The organism is Atlantibacter sp. RC6 (assembly GCF_014193285.1).
In the GTDB taxonomy this organism is placed as follows: domain Bacteria; phylum Pseudomonadota; class Gammaproteobacteria; order Enterobacterales; family Enterobacteriaceae; genus Atlantibacter.
On the sequence record NZ_JACHZE010000002.1, the window covers coordinates 1 to 17,918 of the forward strand.

Here is a 17,918-nt window from a genome sequence, read left to right on the forward strand (position 1 = left end):
CCATGATCAAACTCTTCAATTTAAAAGTTTGATGCTCGTGAATTAAACTTCGTAATGAATTACGTGTTCACTCAGAGACTTGATAATTCTTTGTGCATCCGGAGATGCTGAGATATCAATCCTGCGAGTGCCCACACAGATTGTCTGATAAATTGTTAAAGAGCAGTGCCGCTTCGCTTTTTCTCAGCGGCGCGGGGTGCGTATATTACGACTTCCCGCTTCAGAGTCAAGCGTTAATTTTCGCTTTTCTCCGCCGAACTCCCCGGAGGGACTTCGCTGACCGGCCGGCCTGTTCGCCGTTGTTCCGTGTCAGTGGTGGCGCATTATAGGGAGTAATCAGAATCTGACAAGCCTATTTTTAAAAATAATTGCTGACCGCTCACATTTTAATCATTACGCCGTTTTTTGCCGCGTTTTGATCGCTTCAGGCAGCTTTGCAAGGCTATCCACGACCCAATCCGCTGCTTTTTCCGCCTCTTCTGTCACCGGTTTACCAGAACGCACCAGCACTTTGGTACCTACGCCTGCCGCCTGTGCCGCCTGCATATCTTCCAGCTTGTCGCCGATCATATAAGAAGCGGCCATATCAATGTGCAGATAGTCACGCGCAGAGATCAGCATACCCGGCTGCGGCTTGCGGCAATCACAGCTCTGGCGAAACTCGTCCACCGCCCCTTCAGGATGATGCGGGCAATAATAGATGCCATCCAGATCAACACCGCGATCGGCCAGCGACCAGTCCATCCATTCGGTCAGGGTTTCAAACTGCGCTTCGGTAAATTTACCGCGCGCGATGCCAGACTGGTTTGTCACCAGCACCAGTGCGAATCCCATTTCTTTTAATTCGCGCATCGCGTCGATCACGCCATCAATAAATTCGAACTGATCAATTTCATGGACGTAACCATGATCGACATTAATGGTGCCGTCACGGTCGAGAAAAATAGCGGGCATGGATTTAGCCACCGATAGAACTCCTGCATATAAAGTAATGCGCGTAGTATCGCATGTTTCCCTCTGTGAGAAACAACTCATCACGCACAGCAGATTGATTTAGACGTCTGGATGCCTTAACATCCATTTCATGTACGGTCATCCGCCGTATCTGGCAAGACAAAATGCCACGGCTCACTCTCATACGATAATAAATAGCTAATGATCAAACTTTCGAATATCACCAAAGTGTTCCAGCAGGGGAGCCGCACCATTCAGGCGTTGAATAACGTCAGTCTGGACGTTCCGGCCGGGCAAATTTATGGCGTGATTGGCGCTTCCGGCGCAGGCAAAAGTACGCTGATTCGCTGCGTGAACTTACTGGAGCGCCCCACTCAGGGCAGCGTTCTGGTTGATGGACAAGATTTAACGGCGCTTTCCGAGTCGCAGTTGACCAAAGCGCGCCGCCAGATTGGCATGATTTTCCAGCACTTTAACTTGCTCGCTTCGCGCACCGTTTTTGGCAACGTTGCGCTGCCGTTAGAACTGGATAACGTTCCGCGTGAAGAAATTAAGCGCCGCGTGACCGAGCTGTTAGATCTGGTTGGTCTGGCCGAGAAGCATGACGCCTACCCGGCTAACTTGTCTGGCGGACAAAAGCAGCGTGTCGCCATTGCCCGTGCGCTGGCCAGCAATCCGAAGGTACTGTTGTGCGATGAAGCCACCAGCGCACTGGATCCGGCGACGACCCGTTCTATCCTCGAACTGCTGAAAGACATCAACCGTCGCCTCGGTTTAACCATTCTGTTGATCACCCACGAGATGGACGTCGTAAAGCGCATCTGCGATTGCGTCGCCGTGATCAGCAACGGCGAGTTGATTGAGCAAGATACGGTGAGCGAAGTCTTCTCTCATCCGAAAACGCCGCTGGCCCAGCAGTTTATTCAGTCCACTTTGCATCTGGATATTCCGGAAGATTACGCCCAGCGCCTGCAGGCGACCGCGCAGGCGGATTCGGTGCCGCTGCTGCGTCTGGAATTTACCGGCCAGTCAGTGGATGCGCCGCTGCTTTCTGAAACCGCGCGCCGTTACAACGTGAATAACAATATTATCAGCGCTCAAATGGATTATGCCGGTGGCGTGAAGTTCGGGATCATGCTGGCTGAAATGCATGGCACTTCCGAGGAGACGCAGGCGGCTATCGCGTATTTGCAACAACATCATGTAAAAGTAGAGGTTCTGGGTTATGTCTGAAGCAATGATGTGGTTGCTGGTTCGCGGCGTATGGGAAACGCTGGCGATGACCTTCGTTTCCGGCTTCTTCGGCTTTGTGCTGGGCCTGCCGGCGGGCGTACTGCTGTATGTCACCCGTCCAGGTCAGATTAATGAAAACGCCAGCGTTTATCGCATCCTGTCCGCGTTGGTGAATATCTTCCGCTCCATCCCGTTCATTATCTTACTGGTATGGATGATTCCCTTTACCCGCGCCATTGTCGGCACGTCTATCGGCCTGCAAGCGGCGATTGTTCCGTTGACCGTCGGCGCTGCGCCATTTATCGCCCGTATGGTGGAAAACGCCCTGCTGGAAATCCCGTCGGGGCTGATCGAAGCGTCGCGCGCGATGGGCGCCACGCCGATGCAGATTGTCCGCAAAGTACTGCTGCCGGAAGCGTTGCCGGGTCTGGTTAACGCCGCCACCATTACGCTGATTACCCTGGTCGGTTACTCCGCCATGGGCGGCGCGGTCGGTGCGGGTGGCCTGGGGCAGATCGGCTATCAGTACGGTTATATCGGTTATAACGCTGCGGTAATGAATACAGTATTAGTATTGCTGGTTATCCTGGTGTATTTAATTCAAATCTCCGGCGATCGTATCGTCCGGGCTGTCACGCATAAGTAACGAACACAACATCAAAAGAGTAAGGAATCGCTATGTCTTTCAAATTAAAAACTTTCGCAGCAGTAGGCGCATTGATTGGTTCTCTGGCGCTGGTTGGCTGTGGTCAGGAAGAAAAAGATCCGAACCACATTAAAGTAGGCGTGATTGTCGGTGCGGAGCAGCAGGTTGCTGAAGTCGCCCAGAAAGTCGCAAAAGAAAAATATGGCCTGGATGTTGAGCTGGTGACCTTCAACGACTACGTTCTGCCGAACGAAGCGCTGAACAAAGGCGATATCGACGCTAACGCTTTCCAGCACAAACCGTATCTCGATCAGCAGATCAAAGACCGCGGTTATAAACTGGTTTCCGTCGGCAACACTTTCGTTTACCCGATTGCCGGCTATTCCAAAAAAATCAAATCCCTGGATGAGCTGCAGGCAGGCGCACAGATCGCGGTGCCTAACGATCCGACCAACCTGGGCCGTTCCCTGCTGCTGCTGCAAAAAGTGGGTCTGATCAAACTGAAAGACGGCGTGGGCCTGCTGCCGACCGTGCTGGACGTGACTGAGAACCCGAAAAACCTGAAGATTGTTGAGCTGGAAGCGCCGCAGCTGCCGCGCTCTCTGGATGATGCGCAGATTGCCCTGGCCGTTATCAACACCACCTATGCCAGCCAGATCAACCTGACTCCGGCCAAAGACGGTATCTTCGTGGAAGATAAAGACTCCCCGTACGTGAACCTGATCGTGACTCGCGAAGACAACAAGGACGCGGAAAACGTGAAGAAATTCGTTCAGGCTTACCAGTCTGACGAAGTGAACGAAGCCGCTAACAAAACCTTTAACGGCGGCGCTGTTAAGGGCTGGTAATTCGTTTCATCAATACTTACGACATAAATATTCAGGACGGGCGCACGCCCGTCTTGTTATTTGTGCAGGCACCTGATTCAATAACCTACGATTTAATTATGATTGAGGATAAATTATGCGTGCTTTACCGATCTGTTTGCTGGCGCTCATGGTGAGCGGCTGTTCAATGATAAGCAGATCCCCTGTTGAACCTGTTAAAAGCACGGCAGCCCCGGCAAAAGTCGAGCCCGCGAAGCCGCAGGCCCCGCGCCCTGCCCCCGTCAGAATTTATACCAACGCAGAAGATCTGGTCGGCAAGCCGTTCCGTGATTTAGGTGAAGTCAGCGGTGAATCATGCCAGGCGTCGAATCAGGACTCACCGCCCAATATCCCCACCGCACGCAAACGCATGCAAATTAATGCATCAAAAATGAAAGCCAATGCCGTATTGCTGCACAGTTGTGAAGTGACCAGCGGGACGCCGGGTTGCTATCGCCAGGCCGTTTGCGTAGGTTCAGCGTTAAAAGTCTCTGCCAAATGAGTCAGTTCTGCCTTGAGCAGATAGGCGTTATCCGTTCGCCCTATAAAGAAAAATTCGCGGTCCCCCGTCAGCCAGGCCTTGTCACCAGCGGGGGCGGCGAACTGCATCTTCTTCCCCCTTACAACAACCCTGACGCGGTGCGGGGCCTGGAAGACTTCAGCCATATCTGGATAGTTTTTATTTTCCATCAAACCATGGAAGGCGGCTGGCATCCCACCGTGCGCCCTCCCCGTCTTGGCGGCAATGCGCGGATGGGCGTATTTGCGACCCGCTCTACATTCCGCCCCAATCCGGTCGGCATGTCGCTGGTTTCGCTGGAAGGGATCCGCTGCCATAAAGATGAGGTGATACTGCAATTAGGCGGCCTGGATCTGGTTGACGGCACGCCGGTCATTGATATCAAACCCTATCTGCCGTTTGCGGAAGCGCTGCCGGATGCCCGCGCAGGCTATGCGCAGCAGGCACCCGATGCCGCGATGTCGGTCTATTTTACCGACGACGTGCAAAATCAAATGCGCCAACTTCATGGGCGCTATCCTCGTCTGGAACAGTTTATCCGTGAGGTGCTGGCCCAGGACCCGCGCCCGGCCTATCGTAAAACGGAAGATCCCGGTAAAACCTACGCCGTCTGGCTGCTGGATTTCAACGTGCGCTGGCGCGTAACCGCTACGGGTTGCGAAGTCTTTGCACTCGAAGCGCGTTAATTTCGCACCCTTCTCTTTTGGCAATCCGGCCTCGCTGGTAAACTAATTTACTTTACTTAAGTCAGGCCATTTGCCTGTATCTGAACCATCTAATGGAATCGTAATAATGCGTACTAGCCAATATATGCTCTCCACTCTGAAGGAGACACCCGCCGACGCCGAGGTTATCAGCCATCAGCTGATGCTGCGCGCCGGGATGATCCGCAAGCTCGCCTCCGGGTTGTACACCTGGCTGCCGACTGGCCTGCGCGTCCTGAAAAAAGTCGAAAACATCGTGCGTGAAGAGATGAATAACGCCGGTGCTATCGAGGTGTCGATGCCAGTGGTTCAGCCAGCGGATCTGTGGCAGGAGAGCGGGCGCTGGGAGCAGTACGGCCCGGAATTATTGCGTTTTGTCGATCGCGGCGAGCGTCCGTTCGTCCTCGGCCCGACTCATGAAGAAGTGATTACCGATCTGATCCGTAATGAACTGAGCTCGTATAAGCAGTTGCCGCTCAACTTCTTCCAGATCCAGACCAAATTCCGTGATGAGGTCCGTCCGCGTTTCGGCGTGATGCGTTCGCGCGAGTTCCTGATGAAGGACGCTTACTCTTTCCATACCTCTCAGGAATCCCTGCAGGCGACTTATGACGCCATGTACGAGGCGTACAGCAAAATCTTCACCCGTATGGGTCTGGATTTCCGTCCGGTTCAGGCGGATACCGGCTCCATTGGCGGCAGCGCCTCGCACGAGTTCCAGGTGCTGGCGCAGAGCGGCGAAGACGACATCATTTTCTCTGATACCTCCGATTACGCCGCCAATATCGAACTGGCCGAAGCCGTCGCGCCGAAAGCGCCGCGCGCGCCTGCCACCCAGGACATGCACCTGGTTGATACGCCGAACGCTAAGACCATCGCCGAGCTGGTTGAGCAACATAATCTGCCGATTGAGAAAACGGTGAAAACCCTGCTGGTGAAATCCGTTGAAGGCAGCGCTTATCCGCTGGTCGCGTTGTTAGTGCGTGGCGACCATGAGCTGAACGAAGTCAAAGCAGAGAAGCTGGCCCAGGTGGCAAGCCCGCTGACGTTCGCAACCGAAGCGGAAATCCGTGCGGTAGTCAATGCAGGTCCTGGCTCACTCGGCCCGGTGAACATGCCGATCCCGGTGGTTATCGACCGTTCCGTGGCGGCGATGAGCGATTTCGCCGCCGGTGCCAATATCGACGGCAAACACTACTTCGGCATCAACTGGGACCGCGATGTGGCGACGCCGGAAGTGGCGGATATTCGCAACGTGGTGGCAGGCGATCCGAGCCCGGACGGCCAGGGCACGCTGCTTATCAAACGCGGTATCGAAGTGGGTCATATTTTCCAGTTAGGCACTAAGTATTCCGAAGCGCTGAAAGCCGCCGTTCAGGGCGAAGATGGCCGCAACCAGACGCTGACCATGGGCTGCTACGGCATCGGGGTGACCCGCGTGGTGGCCGCGGCGATTGAACAGCATCACGACGATCGTGGTATCGTATGGCCAGACGCCATCGCGCCGTTCCAGGTCGCGATCCTGCCCATGAACATGCACAAATCTTTCCGTGTTCAGGAACTGGCTGAGAAACTCTACAGCGAACTGCGCGCGCAGGGTATTGAAGTGCTGATGGACGATCGTAAAGAGCGTCCGGGCGTGATGTTTGCCGATATGGAGCTGATCGGTATCCCGCACACTGTGGTGATTGGCGACCGCAACCTCGACAGCGACGAGATCGAATATAAGTATCGTCGTGAAGGCGAGAAGAAAATGATCAAGACCGGTGAGATTGTGAATTACCTGGTCAGCCAGATTAAGAAGTAAACCTGACGCCCTGCATCCGCAGGGCGTTTTTTTAACGGCGATTACTCATCGCAATCGGCGCCGGGCTTGAACGTGCCTGCCTTATCCGCCACCAGCGTTTTCTGCATTGCCCCACTATCCGGATTCGCCTGCAACACGAAATGCGCGTCGATATGCAGCAAGACAGGTTTCATCTCCCCGTGCTGTGCGGCAGCAAACTCCCGTTCCAATTGTACATTATTCACCACCGGGAAGCGTTTACCGGTCACACAGTCCGTGAACACGGCCGCATCGGCCATATAGAAATACATGCCTTTCATCGCCATCGGCGTGGCGGGCAGCGCGGCTGTAGACGGCGTTAATGTGTAATTCAGTGGCGATTCAATGGGGTTGCCCTCGAGGTCGAGCATCTCCAGATTGTCTCCCTTCACGCGGAAGTAGCGCTTTTCACCATTAGTATCGGTGAGCACCAGCTTGTCAGCGGTACGCGCCCATTTCCCCCACGACGCAAACTGGGCCGGCTGCGGCGCGCCCTGATAACGCTGGTTCATCACCCAGGTACCGTCTTTCTCCAGAAACAGTGACGTGTCGATGCCTTCGCAGTCGGCGCAGGGCAACAAGCCGCGAAAGCTTTGCTGCATCGCTTTGGCTTCCAGCGGTTGGACCGCCTGTAATGGCTGGCTCTCGCTGCGGTTATTACAGCCAATCAGTAAAAATACCCCGCAGGCAATGGCGGCGGAGATAAGCGGGGTTGTTGACATCATATCCCTGATTTTCATTGTTCTTTGCCTCAGTTAGTCTGACGTGCGGCGGATCTTCGCGCGTAGCGATTTGGTGGTAGATTTTTGCGCTTTTGACGTCAGGCGTCTCTCTTTTGACGCACGTGTGGGTCTTGTTGCCTTTCGATGCTTTTGTTCAGCAGTAAGTTCCCGTACCAGCGCAATAAAGCGAGCAAGCGCCGCTTCGCGATTCATTTCCTGGCTGCGGTACTCCTGCGCTTTGATGATGACGATCCCTTCCGCGGTAATTAAATGGTGGCTGGCTGCCAGCAAACGCGTCTTATAACTTTCTGGCAGACTGGAGGCGGCAATATCAAAGCGCAAATGGATCGCTGTCGAGGCCTTATTGACATGCTGCCCGCCCGCGCCCTGGGCGCGTATCGCGCTGAAGCTCACTTCATCATCGGGTATAGAAACGGTACGCGAAAAAACAATCATTCGGGCTGATGCCAGTTATCCAGCGTAATTTCCAGATTATTCTCACCTTCCGATAGCCAGATCAATCCATCCTGTAACGTGGCCTGTATCACCATGCTGCGTGACGCCAGCGCGCTCAGCTTTGCCAGCTGCGCGTCATCCAGATACCAGATGGTCAGATTATCGTAAGTGCGAAACTTACTCTGGTTCTGCTGCCGCCAGATGTCGGCCGCCCGGCTGTTGTAGGTAAACAGCGCCACCTGGCCCGCCTGGCTACAGGCTTTCTTCAGGCGTCGTTCATCCGGCAGGCCGAGCTCAATCCACAAATCGATACCCAGATAGTCGTTGCGCAACCACAGTTCGGGCTCCTCTTCCGCGCTGAGTCCACGGGTAAACTGCAGCCGTTCGTCGGCATATTTAGTCCATGCCAGCAGGCGCAGCATCAAACGCTCTTCGGTTTCCGACGGATGGCGCGCCAGCGTCAGGTTGGCGTCCAGAAACTGGTTTCTGTCCATGTCGGCAACATTCACGGTTGCTTTATAAATCGTTGCTTTTAAAGCCATAGGTCCCCCGAAAGACAATCGGCGGCTATTGTAGCGAAATTAGCGCGCCCGCGCCCGCCTCACCCACCGCCTCGAACAGAATTCCCTGCTATGACAGTTAATGCCGCCAGAGCGAGTATGGTATAGTCACCTTGCTAAACAGAGTTAATATTCGTAGGCTTAGACTTGCATCCCACGATTCAGTCTGTAGTCAGGACTCTGACAGGAGGGCATGTGGAAAAGTATTGTGAGTTAATACGCAAGCGATACGCCGAGATCGCCAGCGGCGACCTGGGATACGTCCCCGACGCGCTGGGTTGCGTATTGAAAGTATTGAATGAAATGGCCTCAGATGAAGCCCTTTCTGAGTCGGTCCGGGAAAAGGCGGCGTATGCCGCCGCGAACTTACTGGTGAGCGATTATGTCAATGAATGAAACCTATCAACCCATCAATTGTGATGACTATGACAATCTCGAACTCGCCTGCCAGCACCATCTGGTATTAACGCTGGAATTGAAGAGTGGGGAAGTACTAAAGGCACAAGCCAACGATCTGGTTTCTCGAAAAAACGTCGAATATTTGATAGTCGATGAAGCCGGCACCTCACGTGAAGTTCGTCTCGATAAAATCGCCAGCTTCAGCCATCCGGAAATTGGTACCGTGGTGGTTAGCGAAGGGTAGTGAACATCCCAAACAACGAGGGCAGCCCGATGGCTGCCCTTTTTTATGGCTTCTGGCTGGCGTAGTACGCCGCCAGGTTATCGATATCCTCGTCAGACAGGCCGCTAACATAGGCTTTCATCACTTCCGCCTGGCCGCCGCTGCGCTCGCCTTTTTTATACGCGCGCAGCGAATGCGCCAGATACTCTTCATGCTGCCCCGCCAGGTTCGGGTACAGCGGGACAGAGACATTGCCCGTCGCGCCATGGCAGGAAACGCACATCATCGCTTTTTGCTCGCCCGCTTTCGGGTCGCCTTTGGCTAAAAGCGGCAGGCTACAGGCCAGTAATCCCACTAAAGCCGCACTACGCATCGTCATTGTTATTCTCCTTTCTGCCAGTCGATATGCCAGCATGCATGATCCTGAGCCTGCCCCTGACGCGTAACGAAGATGCCTGGAGCGGCAATTAATTGCTCACCGTAAAACAGCAGCGGCGTGGTATCCCGTCGCCAGGGTGGCACGGACAGCTCCTGCCACAATTTTTTAAGGCTTCGGCTGCGCTCACGTCCAACGATATGCCAGTTGCCTGGCGCATGAAAGCGCACCGAAACCTGTTCATCCTGCTCGGGAGCCCGAACAGCATAGCCTGTCTGCGCCACGCGTAATATCCCTAATTCGAGTGGCAGCTTTAAGGGTGTATAGGGCGGTTGCCAGACAACAATCTGTTTTCCCGGCGCGGCCTGACGTTTGATCCACCACAACTGCCCCTGATAGCGCCGTACATCATACGCGCCGATTTGCAGGCGCGGCGCGGCGTCGTCCCGGCTCAGCGCGACTTCCTGCCAGACTCGCTCCAGCATGGCGCGCGACGGCGGCGGCGCATCCCGTTGAGTGAGCCAGCGGCGCAGCAGCGCATTGCGGCGGCCCTGGCTCGCTTCATGCAATGGCGCAATCGTCAGGCTGCCTTCAGGCGTTATCAGCGAGGCAATTTCGTCGGCTAACAGTTCATCAAGCAGCGCTTCCTGTTCGCCGCACAGCGCCGCGCTGCGGGCTACGCTGCGGGCAAAATGCGGCCAGCGGGCCTGAAGCAGCGGCAGAACGCGCAGGCGCAGGAAATTACGATCGTAGCGATCGTCCTGATTGCTGTCGTCATCAATCCACGTAAGTTGATGCGCATGGGCGTACTCTTCCAGCGTTTCACGAGAAATACTCAAAAGCGGGCGCAGCAGGACGTTGTCACCGAACGGCAACGTTTCCGGCATAGCCGCCAGGCCCGCTGGCCCGCTGCCACGCTTCAGGGCCAACAGCACCGTTTCGCACTGATCGTCGAGGTGCTGCGCGGTAACCAGCGCCTCATCTGGCTGGATAATCTGCGCAAAGGCGGCATAACGTGCGGAACGGGCCTGCGCCTCAATTCCCGAACCATCGTTATGCAAAGTGACGTGAACCACATCCAGCGGCACCGCCCAGCGCTCGCAAATCGTCTGGCAATGCGTCACCCACGCATCAGCAAAGTCGCTAATACCGTGGTGGATATGCACAGCCCGCAGTTGAAGAGTGAACTGCGAGCGCAACGCCGCCAGTTGGTGCAGCAACACGGTAGAGTCCAGCCCGCCGCTGAATGCCACCAGCACTTTGCTAAAGCGATTATCCCACTGAATCATTCCTCATACAGCTCCAGCGGCAACCCATCGGGATCGTTAAAAAAGGTGAAGCGCTTATCTGTGTAAGGATCGACGCGGATCGGCTCACAGGGAACGCCCTGCTTTTCCAGATGCGCCACCGCCTGGTCCAGATCCGCAACGCTGAAGGCCAAGTGGCGCAGCCCGCAGGCTTCCGGGCGGCTTGGCCGCTCAGGGGGGAACGGGAACGAAAACAGTTCGATGACGTATTGTCCGTTCAGCGCCAAATCCCCTTTCCAGGAATCCCGCGCTTCGCGATACGTTTCGAATTGCAGCGTGAAGCCCAGAGTATCGCAGTAAAATGCCTTACTGCGCGCATAGTCGGTCGCGATAATAGCGATGTGATGAACCCTGGTTAAACCCAGCATAATATCTCCTTGTCGGCTGTTCTGGCTGCGCGCCATCGTTACTGTTTTAAAACTCTGACTCGGTAAACGCCATCTTCTCCGAGCTTCGCGCCATGAATATCGGTTTCGAAGCCGGGGTAATGGCGGCCAATCGAGCACAGCATCAGCAGAAAATCGAGCACCGCCCGGCTTTCCTGGGTCACCCGCTCGCCGGGCATCACCAGCGGTACGCCGGGAGGATACGGCAGGATCATGTTGGCGGAAACCCGATTAATCAGATTATCCAGCTCCACGGTTTCGATATTGCCTTTCACCTGCTGCTGATACATCTGGTGCGGTGTAAGCTGCATTTCCGGCAGTACGTCGAACGCCTTGAGCATCAGCTGCGGCAGGTCGTGCTGTTTGATCAGCCGATGGATCCCCTGCGCCAGATCCTGAATGCGCATATTGCGGTAAAAGTCCGGATCTTCAGCATACAGATCCGGCAGCATGTTTTTCACCCGCAGATTTAAATCATAGGCGCGCTTGAATTCCATCAGCCCGCGCAGCAACCCCATGGCGCGGGTTTTGTCGATGCCGATGCTAAACAGAAACAGCAGATTGTACGGGCCGGTTTTCTCCACCACCACGCCGCGCTCATCAAGAAACTTCGCTACCAGCGCAGCAGGAATGCCCTCTTCCGCCATATTGCCGTGTTCGTCCATGCCCGGTGTCAGGATGGTGACTTTCACCGGGTCGAGGAACATGTGGTTTTCATCGGCATGGGTAAAGCCGTGCCAGTCTTCGCCGGGGGCAATCGGCCAACAGTCCGCTTCTTCAATCGCTTCAGGCTGCCAGATATCGTAAAACCAGCCGTCGGCCTCTTCACGCAGCCGTTGGACTTCTTTACGGAAATGCAGCGCGCGCTCCACGGAACGATTAATCAGCCGTTTTCCCGGATTGCCGCGCAGCATCGCCGCCGCGGTTTCAATGGAGGCCACCAGCGGATAGCTCGGCGACGTGGTGGTATGCATCATATAGGCTTCGTTGAAGGTTTCTTCGTCGTAGTCGCCTTTAATATGGATCAGCGCGGCCTGGGAAAAGGCCGCCAGCATTTTATGAGTCGACTGGGTTTCGAAGATCACTTTGCCCGGCGTGCGCTCGCCGCTCATGCCGCCCTTACCGCTATAGATGGGATGAAAATGGGTATAGGGCACCCAGGCGGAATCAAAATGAATCGACGGCACATCAAGAGTCTGTTTGATCCAGTTGGTGTTATACAGCAGGCCATCGTAGGTGGAGTTAGTGATCACTGCGTGAACCGGCCACTGGGCGTTTGGCGTCTCACGCACTTTTTGGGCGATGGATTCACTGGAAAATTCGCGCTTCGGAATGCCGCCGAGGATGCCCAGCGCGTTACGCGTCGGCTTCATCCACAGCGGAACGATGTCGCTCATCATCAACAAATGGGTCAGCGATTTATGGCAGTTGCGATCCACCAGCATGGTGCTGCCGGACGGCGCGGCGTACATGCCGACGATTTTATTCGAGGTAGAGGTCCCGTTGGTCACCATATAGCTTTGCTCCGCGCCAAAGGTGCGGGCCACGTACTCTTCCGCCTCCAGATGCGGGCCGGTATGATCGAGCAACGACCCCAGCTCGGTAACCGAAATTGACACGTCGGATTTCAGCGTGTTGCCGCCGAAAAAGTCATAAAACAGGCAGCCTACCGGGCTTTTTTGATAAGCTGTCCCGGCCATGTGCCCAGGCGTGCAGAACGTATATTTCCCCTCATGGACATACCTGAACAGCGCCCGGGTAAACGGCGGCGTGATGTTATCGATGTATTCATCGGTGTACTGGCGGATGCGCTGGCCGATATCCTCAGCGGCACCCAGCCCATATTCGAAAAACCAAATCGCCATGCGCATTTCGTGGGCGCTGACGTCCATGGTTGAGTGGGTATTGATAAAGGCGTAGAGCGGCAGGTATTCATTAAGCTGATTTATATCGCTGCACAGTTCAATACCATGCTCGTCCCAGTCAAAGATCACCCCGCAAATGCGCGGGTTATGTTCAATCAGCTTCAGGAGATCGAGATTGTTCTTTGGCCAGATAAGCTGGAAGCCCTGCCCTTGCAGCGCCTGTTCCAGTTCCTGCATCGGCTCATCTTTATAAAAGACCCCTTGCGGCCCCATGATGGCAATAATATTCAACACTCACCTCCTGGCAAAAAATTCATCCTTAAGCATAGTTTACGCATCCTGCCCGCCGTGCGGCGAATAAAAAAAGGGCCGCTTCCGCGACCCTTTTCAGAATGTGTGACCCGCAAATCAGGCGTAGCCGTAGCTCATCAGACGCTGATAACGACGATCCAGCAGTTCGTCTTTGCTCAATACGTCGAGATCCGCCAGATCCGCCAGCAATTGCGCTTTAAGAGATTCTGCCATCACTTCCGGATTACGGTGTGCGCCGCCGAGCGGCTCCGGGATCACGGTATCGATCAGCTTCAGCTCTTTCAGACGCGGCGCGATAATGCCCATCGCATCGGCGGCAATCGGCGCTTTGTCGGCGCTTTTCCACAGAATGGACGCACAGCCTTCCGGCGAAATCACCGAATAGGTGCTGTATTGCAGCATGTTGACTTTGTCGCCTACGCCAATCGCCAGCGCGCCGCCGGAACCGCCTTCACCGATCACGGTGCAGATGACCGGCACTTTCAGGCGCGACATTTCACGCAGGTTGCGCGCGATGGCTTCAGACTGGCCGCGTTCTTCCGCGCCCACGCCCGGATACGCGCCCGGGGTGTCGATGAAAGTGATAATCGGCATGTTAAACCGTTCAGCCATTTCCATCAGACGCAGCGCTTTGCGGTAACCTTCCGGCGCTGGCATACCAAAGTTCCGACGGATCTTCTCTTTGGTTTCGCGCCCTTTCTGATGGCCGATAACCATCACCGGACGATCGTCGAGACGCGCAATACCGCCGACAATGGCTTTATCGTCCGCGAATGCGCGGTCGCCAGCCAGTTCGTCGAAATCGTCAAAAGCTAAACGCAGATAATCGAGGGTATAAGGACGTTGTGGATGGCGCGCCAGCTGCGCAACCTGCCATGCCCCCAGGTCGGCGAAGATCTTACGCGTCAGTTCTACGCTTTTTTCACGCAGACGATGCACTTCTTCGTCGATGTTAATATCCAGTTTGTCATCCTGACGGCTTACCGCGGTCAGGGAATCGATTTTCGCTTCCAGCTCGGCAATCGGCTGTTCGAAATCAAGGAAATTCAGACTCATAATATTCCTGTATTAGTCAAACTCCAGTTCCACCTGCTCCGAACCTATCAGGCCACGCAGATCGTTAAGTAAACGATCGCTCGGAGAGACACGCCACGTTGCGCCAAAACGCAACCTCGCGCGCGCATCCGCCCTCTGATAGTAGAGATGTACTGGAATGGTTCCCGAACGATGGGGTTCCAGAGACTGACGGAGTCGGTTTAAAAGCTGGTCATCAATTTGCCTGTCCGTCAGCGAGATAGCAAGCCCACGCGCATACTTTTCGCGGGCGTCTGCAATGTCCATCACTTCGCGAGCGGTCATTTTAAGGCCTCCGCTAAAGTCATCAAAGCTGACCTGTCCGCTGACGATTAGGATCCGGTCTTGTTCCAGCAGATGCTGGTATTTCTCCAGCGCATCGGTGAATAACATCACCTCAAGACGCCCGGAGCGGTCATCCAGGGTACAGATGCCGATACGATTGCCGCGCTTGGTGACCATAACCCGCGAAGCAATCACAAGCCCCGCAGCCGTGATAACTTTACCACGCTCTGTCGGGTGCATATCTTTGAGACGCATGCCGCCGACATAGCGTTCGATCTCTTTCAGGTACTGGTTGATGGGGTGCCCGGTCAGGTAAAGACCCAGGGTTTCCCGCTCGCCGTCCAGTACGGTCTGCTCAGGCCACGGCTGGCAATTGGCGTAGGATTTTTCAATCTGCTCCGGCTCTTCCGCCAGTACGCCAAACATATCCGCCTGACCGATAGCTTCGGCTTTGGCGTGCTGATCTGCCGCTTTCAACGCATCGCCCAGCGAGTTCATCAGCGCGGCGCGGTGCGGGCCAAGGCGGTCGAATGCCCCGGACATGATCAGCTTTTCCAGCACCCGGCGGTTGAGCTTTTTGGTATCGGTGCGCGCGCAGAGATCAAACAGCTCGCGGAAATAACCGTCCTTGTTACGCGCTTCGATGATGGCTTCAATCGGCCCCTCGCCTACACCTTTAATCGCGCCGATGCCGTAAACAATCTCCCCGTCATCGTTGACGTGGAAATGGTACAGCCCGGAGTTGATGTCCGGCGGCAGGATTTTTAGCCCCATGCGCCAGCACTCATCCACCAGCCCCACCACTTTGTCGGTGTTATCCATATCCGCCGTCATTACCGCCGCCATAAACTCCGCCGGGTAATGCGCTTTCAGCCAAAGCGTTTGGTAGGATACCAGAGCATAGGCCGCCGAGTGCGATTTGTTAAATCCATAACCCGCGAATTTCTCCACCAGGTCGAAGATTTTCATCGCCAGTTCGCCGTCGACGCCGTTATTTTTCGCGCCTTCTTCAAACACCGAGCGCTGTTTGGCCATCTCTTCAGGCTTCTTTTTACCCATGGCGCGGCGCAGCATATCCGCGCCGCCGAGGGTATAACCGGAGAGCACCTGGGCAATCTGCATCACCTGTTCCTGATACAGGATGATGCCGTAGGTCGGCTCCAGTACCGGTTTCAGGCTCTCATGCTGCCATTCGACATCCGGATAGGAGATTGCTTCGCGGCCATGTTTACGGTCGATAAAGTTGTCTACCATGCCCGACTGCAGCGGCCCCGGACGGAACAGCGCCACCAGTGCGATCATGTCTTCAAAGCAGTCCGGCTGCAGGCGCTTGATCAGATCTTTCATGCCGCGGGATTCAAGCTGGAATACCGCGGTGGTTTCCGAGCGTTGCAGCATGTCGAAGCTTTTCTTGTCATCCAGCGGGATGGCGGCGATATCAATCGGCTCCAGCCCCTGCTTCGTCCGGCGCGGGTTGATCATCTTCAGCGCCCAGTCGATGATGGTCAGCGTGCGCAGCCCGAGGAAGTCGAACTTCACCAGGCCCGCGTATTCCACGTCGTTTTTATCGAATTGCGTAACAGGGTTATGGCCGGATTCATCGCAATACAACGGCGCGAAGTCGGTAATTTTGGTCGGCGCGATCACCACGCCGCCCGCATGCTTACCGGCGTTACGGGTGACCCCTTCCAGTTTGCGCGCCATATCGATCAGCGCTTTAACTTCTTCGTCGGCCTCGTAGATTTCCGGCAATTGTGGTTCAGCTTCAAATGCCTTCGCCAGGGTCATGCCCGGATCGGGCGGCACCAGCTTGGAAATGCGGTCAACAAAGCCGTAGGGGTGGCCCAGCACGCGGCCCACGTCGCGGATAACCGCTTTTGCGGCCATGGTTCCGAAGGTAATAATCTGCGAGACCGCCTCGCGCCCGTACATCTCCGCCACATGATCGATAACCCGGTCGCGCTTCTCCATGCAGAAGTCGACATCGAAGTCGGGCATCGAGACACGCTCCGGGTTGAGGAAGCGTTCAAACAGCAGGTCAAATTCCAGCGGATCGAGATCGGTGATTTTCAGGGCGTAAGCCACCAGTGAACCCGCACCGGAGCCACGGCCTGGGCCTACCGGCACGCCGTTGTCTTTCGACCACTGGATAAACTCCATGACGATCAGGAAGTAGCCGGGGAAGCCCATCTGGTTGATCACCTGGAGCTCAACATCCAGGCGCTCATCATATTCCGGACGACGCTTCGCGCGCTCTTCCGGGTCCGGGAACAGGAATTCCAGACGCTCTTCCAGGCCCTCTTTTGACTTCGCCACCAGGAAATCCTCGGTGGTCATGTCGCCGGTGGGGAACTGCGGCAGGAAATACTCCCCGAGGCGCACCGTCACGTTACAGCGACGGGCAATCTCAACGCTGTTTTCCAGCGCTTCCGGGATATCCGCGAACAGCTCGCACATCTCCTCTTCGCTGCGCATGTATTGCTGCGTCGAGTAGTTGCGCGGGCGTTTTGGGTCGTCAAGCGTAAAACCGTCATGAATGGCGACGCGGATTTCGTGGGCATCAAAATCGTCGGCATCGATAAAACGCACGTCGTTGGTGGCGACAACCGGCACGCCCTTTTCTTCCGCCAGTGCGACGGCAGCGTGCAGATAGCGCTCTTCATCGGTGCGCCCGGTGCGGATCAGCTCCAGATAAAACCGGTCGGCAAAATGCTGTTGATAGAAGCTCAGACACTGATCCACTAACGCCATATTGCCGCGCAGCAAACTTTTACCGACGTCGCCATTACGCGCGCCGGAGAGCAGGATCAGCCCGTTGTTGAGCTCCGCCAGCCATTCGATGTCGATAAACGGCCCGGCGGCACCGTAGCCGCGCTGATAGGCGCGGGAAATGAGTAGCGTAAGATTCTGGTAGCCGTCGTTATTCGCGGCCAGCACGGTAATCTCGTTCAGCTCGTCGCCCATAATCGGGTTACGGACGTTAAAATCCGCGCCGATAATCGGCTTCATGCCCGCGCTGTGCGCGCCCCCGTAAAACTTAACCAGACCACACAGGTTGGTAAAGTCGGTGATCGCCAGCGCAGGCATCCCCAGCGAGGCCGCCTTTTTTACCAGCGGTCCCGTCTTGGCAAGCCCATCGATCATGGAATAGTCACTGTGCACCCGCAGGTGCACAAAACGAGGTTCAGCCATCTCAGTATCCGAA

General features: G+C 55.5%; 18 protein-coding genes. 8 read left to right on the top strand and 10 right to left on the bottom strand.

Annotated elements, in window-relative coordinates; all coding sequences use genetic code 11:
• Window positions 1–393 precede the first annotated feature (393 nt).
• Complete coding sequence (gene gmhB, locus FHW74_RS05025; protein ID WP_144131565.1) at window positions 394–966, bottom strand: D-glycero-beta-D-manno-heptose 1,7-bisphosphate 7-phosphatase; 573 nt, start codon at window positions 964–966, stop codon at window positions 394–396.
• Window positions 967–1,155: 189 nt separating this feature from the next.
• On the opposite strand from gmhB, the gene metN reads away from it, so the two are divergent.
• From metN to proS, 6 genes are all read left to right on the top strand, one after another.
• A complete protein-coding gene (metN, locus tag FHW74_RS05030; protein ID WP_183169448.1) occupies window positions 1,156–2,187 on the top strand; it encodes a methionine ABC transporter ATP-binding protein MetN in 1,032 nt (343 codons plus the stop codon).
• The gene (locus tag FHW74_RS05035) at window positions 2,180–2,833 is read left to right on the top strand and encodes a methionine ABC transporter permease MetI (protein ID WP_183169449.1); all 654 of its coding nucleotides are present in this window, start codon (window positions 2,180–2,182) and stop codon (window positions 2,831–2,833) included. The genes metN and FHW74_RS05035 overlap by 8 nt, the downstream gene beginning before the upstream one ends.
• A 32-nt stretch (window positions 2,834–2,865) precedes the next feature.
• Window positions 2,866–3,681, top strand: coding sequence for a methionine ABC transporter substrate-binding lipoprotein MetQ (metQ, locus tag FHW74_RS05040; RefSeq protein ID WP_183169450.1), 816 nt, complete (start codon window positions 2,866–2,868; stop codon window positions 3,679–3,681).
• 115 nt (window positions 3,682–3,796) lie between these two features.
• Window positions 3,797–4,201 (top strand): Rcs stress response system protein RcsF, encoded by a 405-nt coding sequence (rcsF, locus tag FHW74_RS05045; protein WP_125293581.1) that lies wholly within the window; start codon window positions 3,797–3,799, stop codon window positions 4,199–4,201.
• Window positions 4,198–4,905 (top strand): tRNA (N6-threonylcarbamoyladenosine(37)-N6)-methyltransferase TrmO, encoded by a 708-nt coding sequence (tsaA, locus tag FHW74_RS05050; protein WP_183169451.1) that lies wholly within the window; start codon window positions 4,198–4,200, stop codon window positions 4,903–4,905. Before rcsF ends, tsaA begins: the two co-directional genes overlap by 4 nt.
• Before the next feature lie 106 nt (window positions 4,906–5,011).
• Entirely contained in the window at window positions 5,012–6,730 is a 1,719-nt protein-coding gene (gene proS / locus FHW74_RS05055) for a proline--tRNA ligase (protein WP_183169452.1), read from the top strand.
• A gap of 41 nt (window positions 6,731–6,771) precedes the next feature.
• On the opposite strand, the gene nlpE is transcribed toward proS, so the two are convergent.
• From nlpE to FHW74_RS05070, 3 genes are read right to left on the bottom strand one after another with little or no spacing between them, the layout of a single operon-like run.
• A complete protein-coding gene (nlpE, locus tag FHW74_RS05060) occupies window positions 6,772–7,470 on the bottom strand; it encodes an envelope stress response activation lipoprotein NlpE (RefSeq protein ID WP_183169938.1) in 699 nt (232 codons plus the stop codon).
• 33 nt (window positions 7,471–7,503) lie between these two features.
• Entirely contained in the window at window positions 7,504–7,926 is a 423-nt protein-coding gene (gene arfB / locus FHW74_RS05065; protein WP_183169453.1) for an alternative ribosome rescue aminoacyl-tRNA hydrolase ArfB, read from the bottom strand.
• Entirely contained in the window at window positions 7,923–8,468 is a 546-nt protein-coding gene (locus tag FHW74_RS05070; RefSeq protein ID WP_183169454.1) for a YaeQ family protein, read from the bottom strand. Before FHW74_RS05070 ends, arfB begins: the two co-directional genes overlap by 4 nt.
• 213 nt (window positions 8,469–8,681) lie before the next feature.
• Between FHW74_RS05070 and FHW74_RS05075 the strand changes: the two genes are divergently transcribed.
• Both FHW74_RS05075 and rof read left to right on the top strand, forming a co-directional pair.
• The gene (locus FHW74_RS05075; protein ID WP_125293587.1) at window positions 8,682–8,882 is read left to right on the top strand and encodes a YaeP family protein; all 201 of its coding nucleotides are present in this window, start codon (window positions 8,682–8,684) and stop codon (window positions 8,880–8,882) included.
• Window positions 8,869–9,129, top strand: coding sequence for a Rho-binding antiterminator (gene rof, locus FHW74_RS05080; protein WP_183169455.1), 261 nt, complete (start codon window positions 8,869–8,871; stop codon window positions 9,127–9,129). Before FHW74_RS05075 ends, rof begins: the two co-directional genes overlap by 14 nt.
• Window positions 9,130–9,172: 43 nt before the next feature.
• Here the strand turns inward: rof and FHW74_RS05085 are convergent, their stop codons facing one another.
• The 6 genes from FHW74_RS05085 to dnaE all read right to left on the bottom strand — a co-directional run bounded on the left by FHW74_RS05085 (window position 9,173) and on the right by dnaE (window position 17,905).
• Window positions 9,173–9,487 (bottom strand): cytochrome c, encoded by a 315-nt coding sequence (locus tag FHW74_RS05085; RefSeq protein WP_183169456.1) that lies wholly within the window; start codon window positions 9,485–9,487, stop codon window positions 9,173–9,175.
• Window positions 9,488–9,489: 2 nt separating this feature from the next.
• The gene (gene tilS / locus FHW74_RS05090; RefSeq protein ID WP_183169457.1) at window positions 9,490–10,773 is read right to left on the bottom strand and encodes a tRNA lysidine(34) synthetase TilS; all 1,284 of its coding nucleotides are present in this window, start codon (window positions 10,771–10,773) and stop codon (window positions 9,490–9,492) included.
• Window positions 10,770–11,159: a VOC family protein gene (locus FHW74_RS05095; protein ID WP_183169458.1), complete on the bottom strand. Its 390-nt coding sequence runs from the start codon at window positions 11,157–11,159 to the stop codon at window positions 10,770–10,772. The genes tilS and FHW74_RS05095 overlap by 4 nt, the downstream gene beginning before the upstream one ends.
• Window positions 11,160–11,197: 38 nt before the next feature.
• Window positions 11,198–13,333 carry a lysine decarboxylase LdcC gene (locus tag FHW74_RS05100; RefSeq protein ID WP_183169939.1) on the bottom strand — a complete coding sequence of 712 codons (2,136 nt, stop codon included), beginning with the start codon at window positions 13,331–13,333 and terminating at the stop codon, window positions 11,198–11,200.
• A gap of 117 nt (window positions 13,334–13,450) precedes the next feature.
• A complete protein-coding gene (accA, locus tag FHW74_RS05105; protein WP_183169459.1) occupies window positions 13,451–14,410 on the bottom strand; it encodes an acetyl-CoA carboxylase carboxyl transferase subunit alpha in 960 nt (319 codons plus the stop codon).
• A gap of 12 nt (window positions 14,411–14,422) precedes the next feature.
• Complete coding sequence (gene dnaE / locus FHW74_RS05110; RefSeq protein ID WP_183169460.1) at window positions 14,423–17,905, bottom strand: DNA polymerase III subunit alpha; 3,483 nt, start codon at window positions 17,903–17,905, stop codon at window positions 14,423–14,425.
• Between the last annotated feature and the right edge of the window lie 13 nt (window positions 17,906–17,918).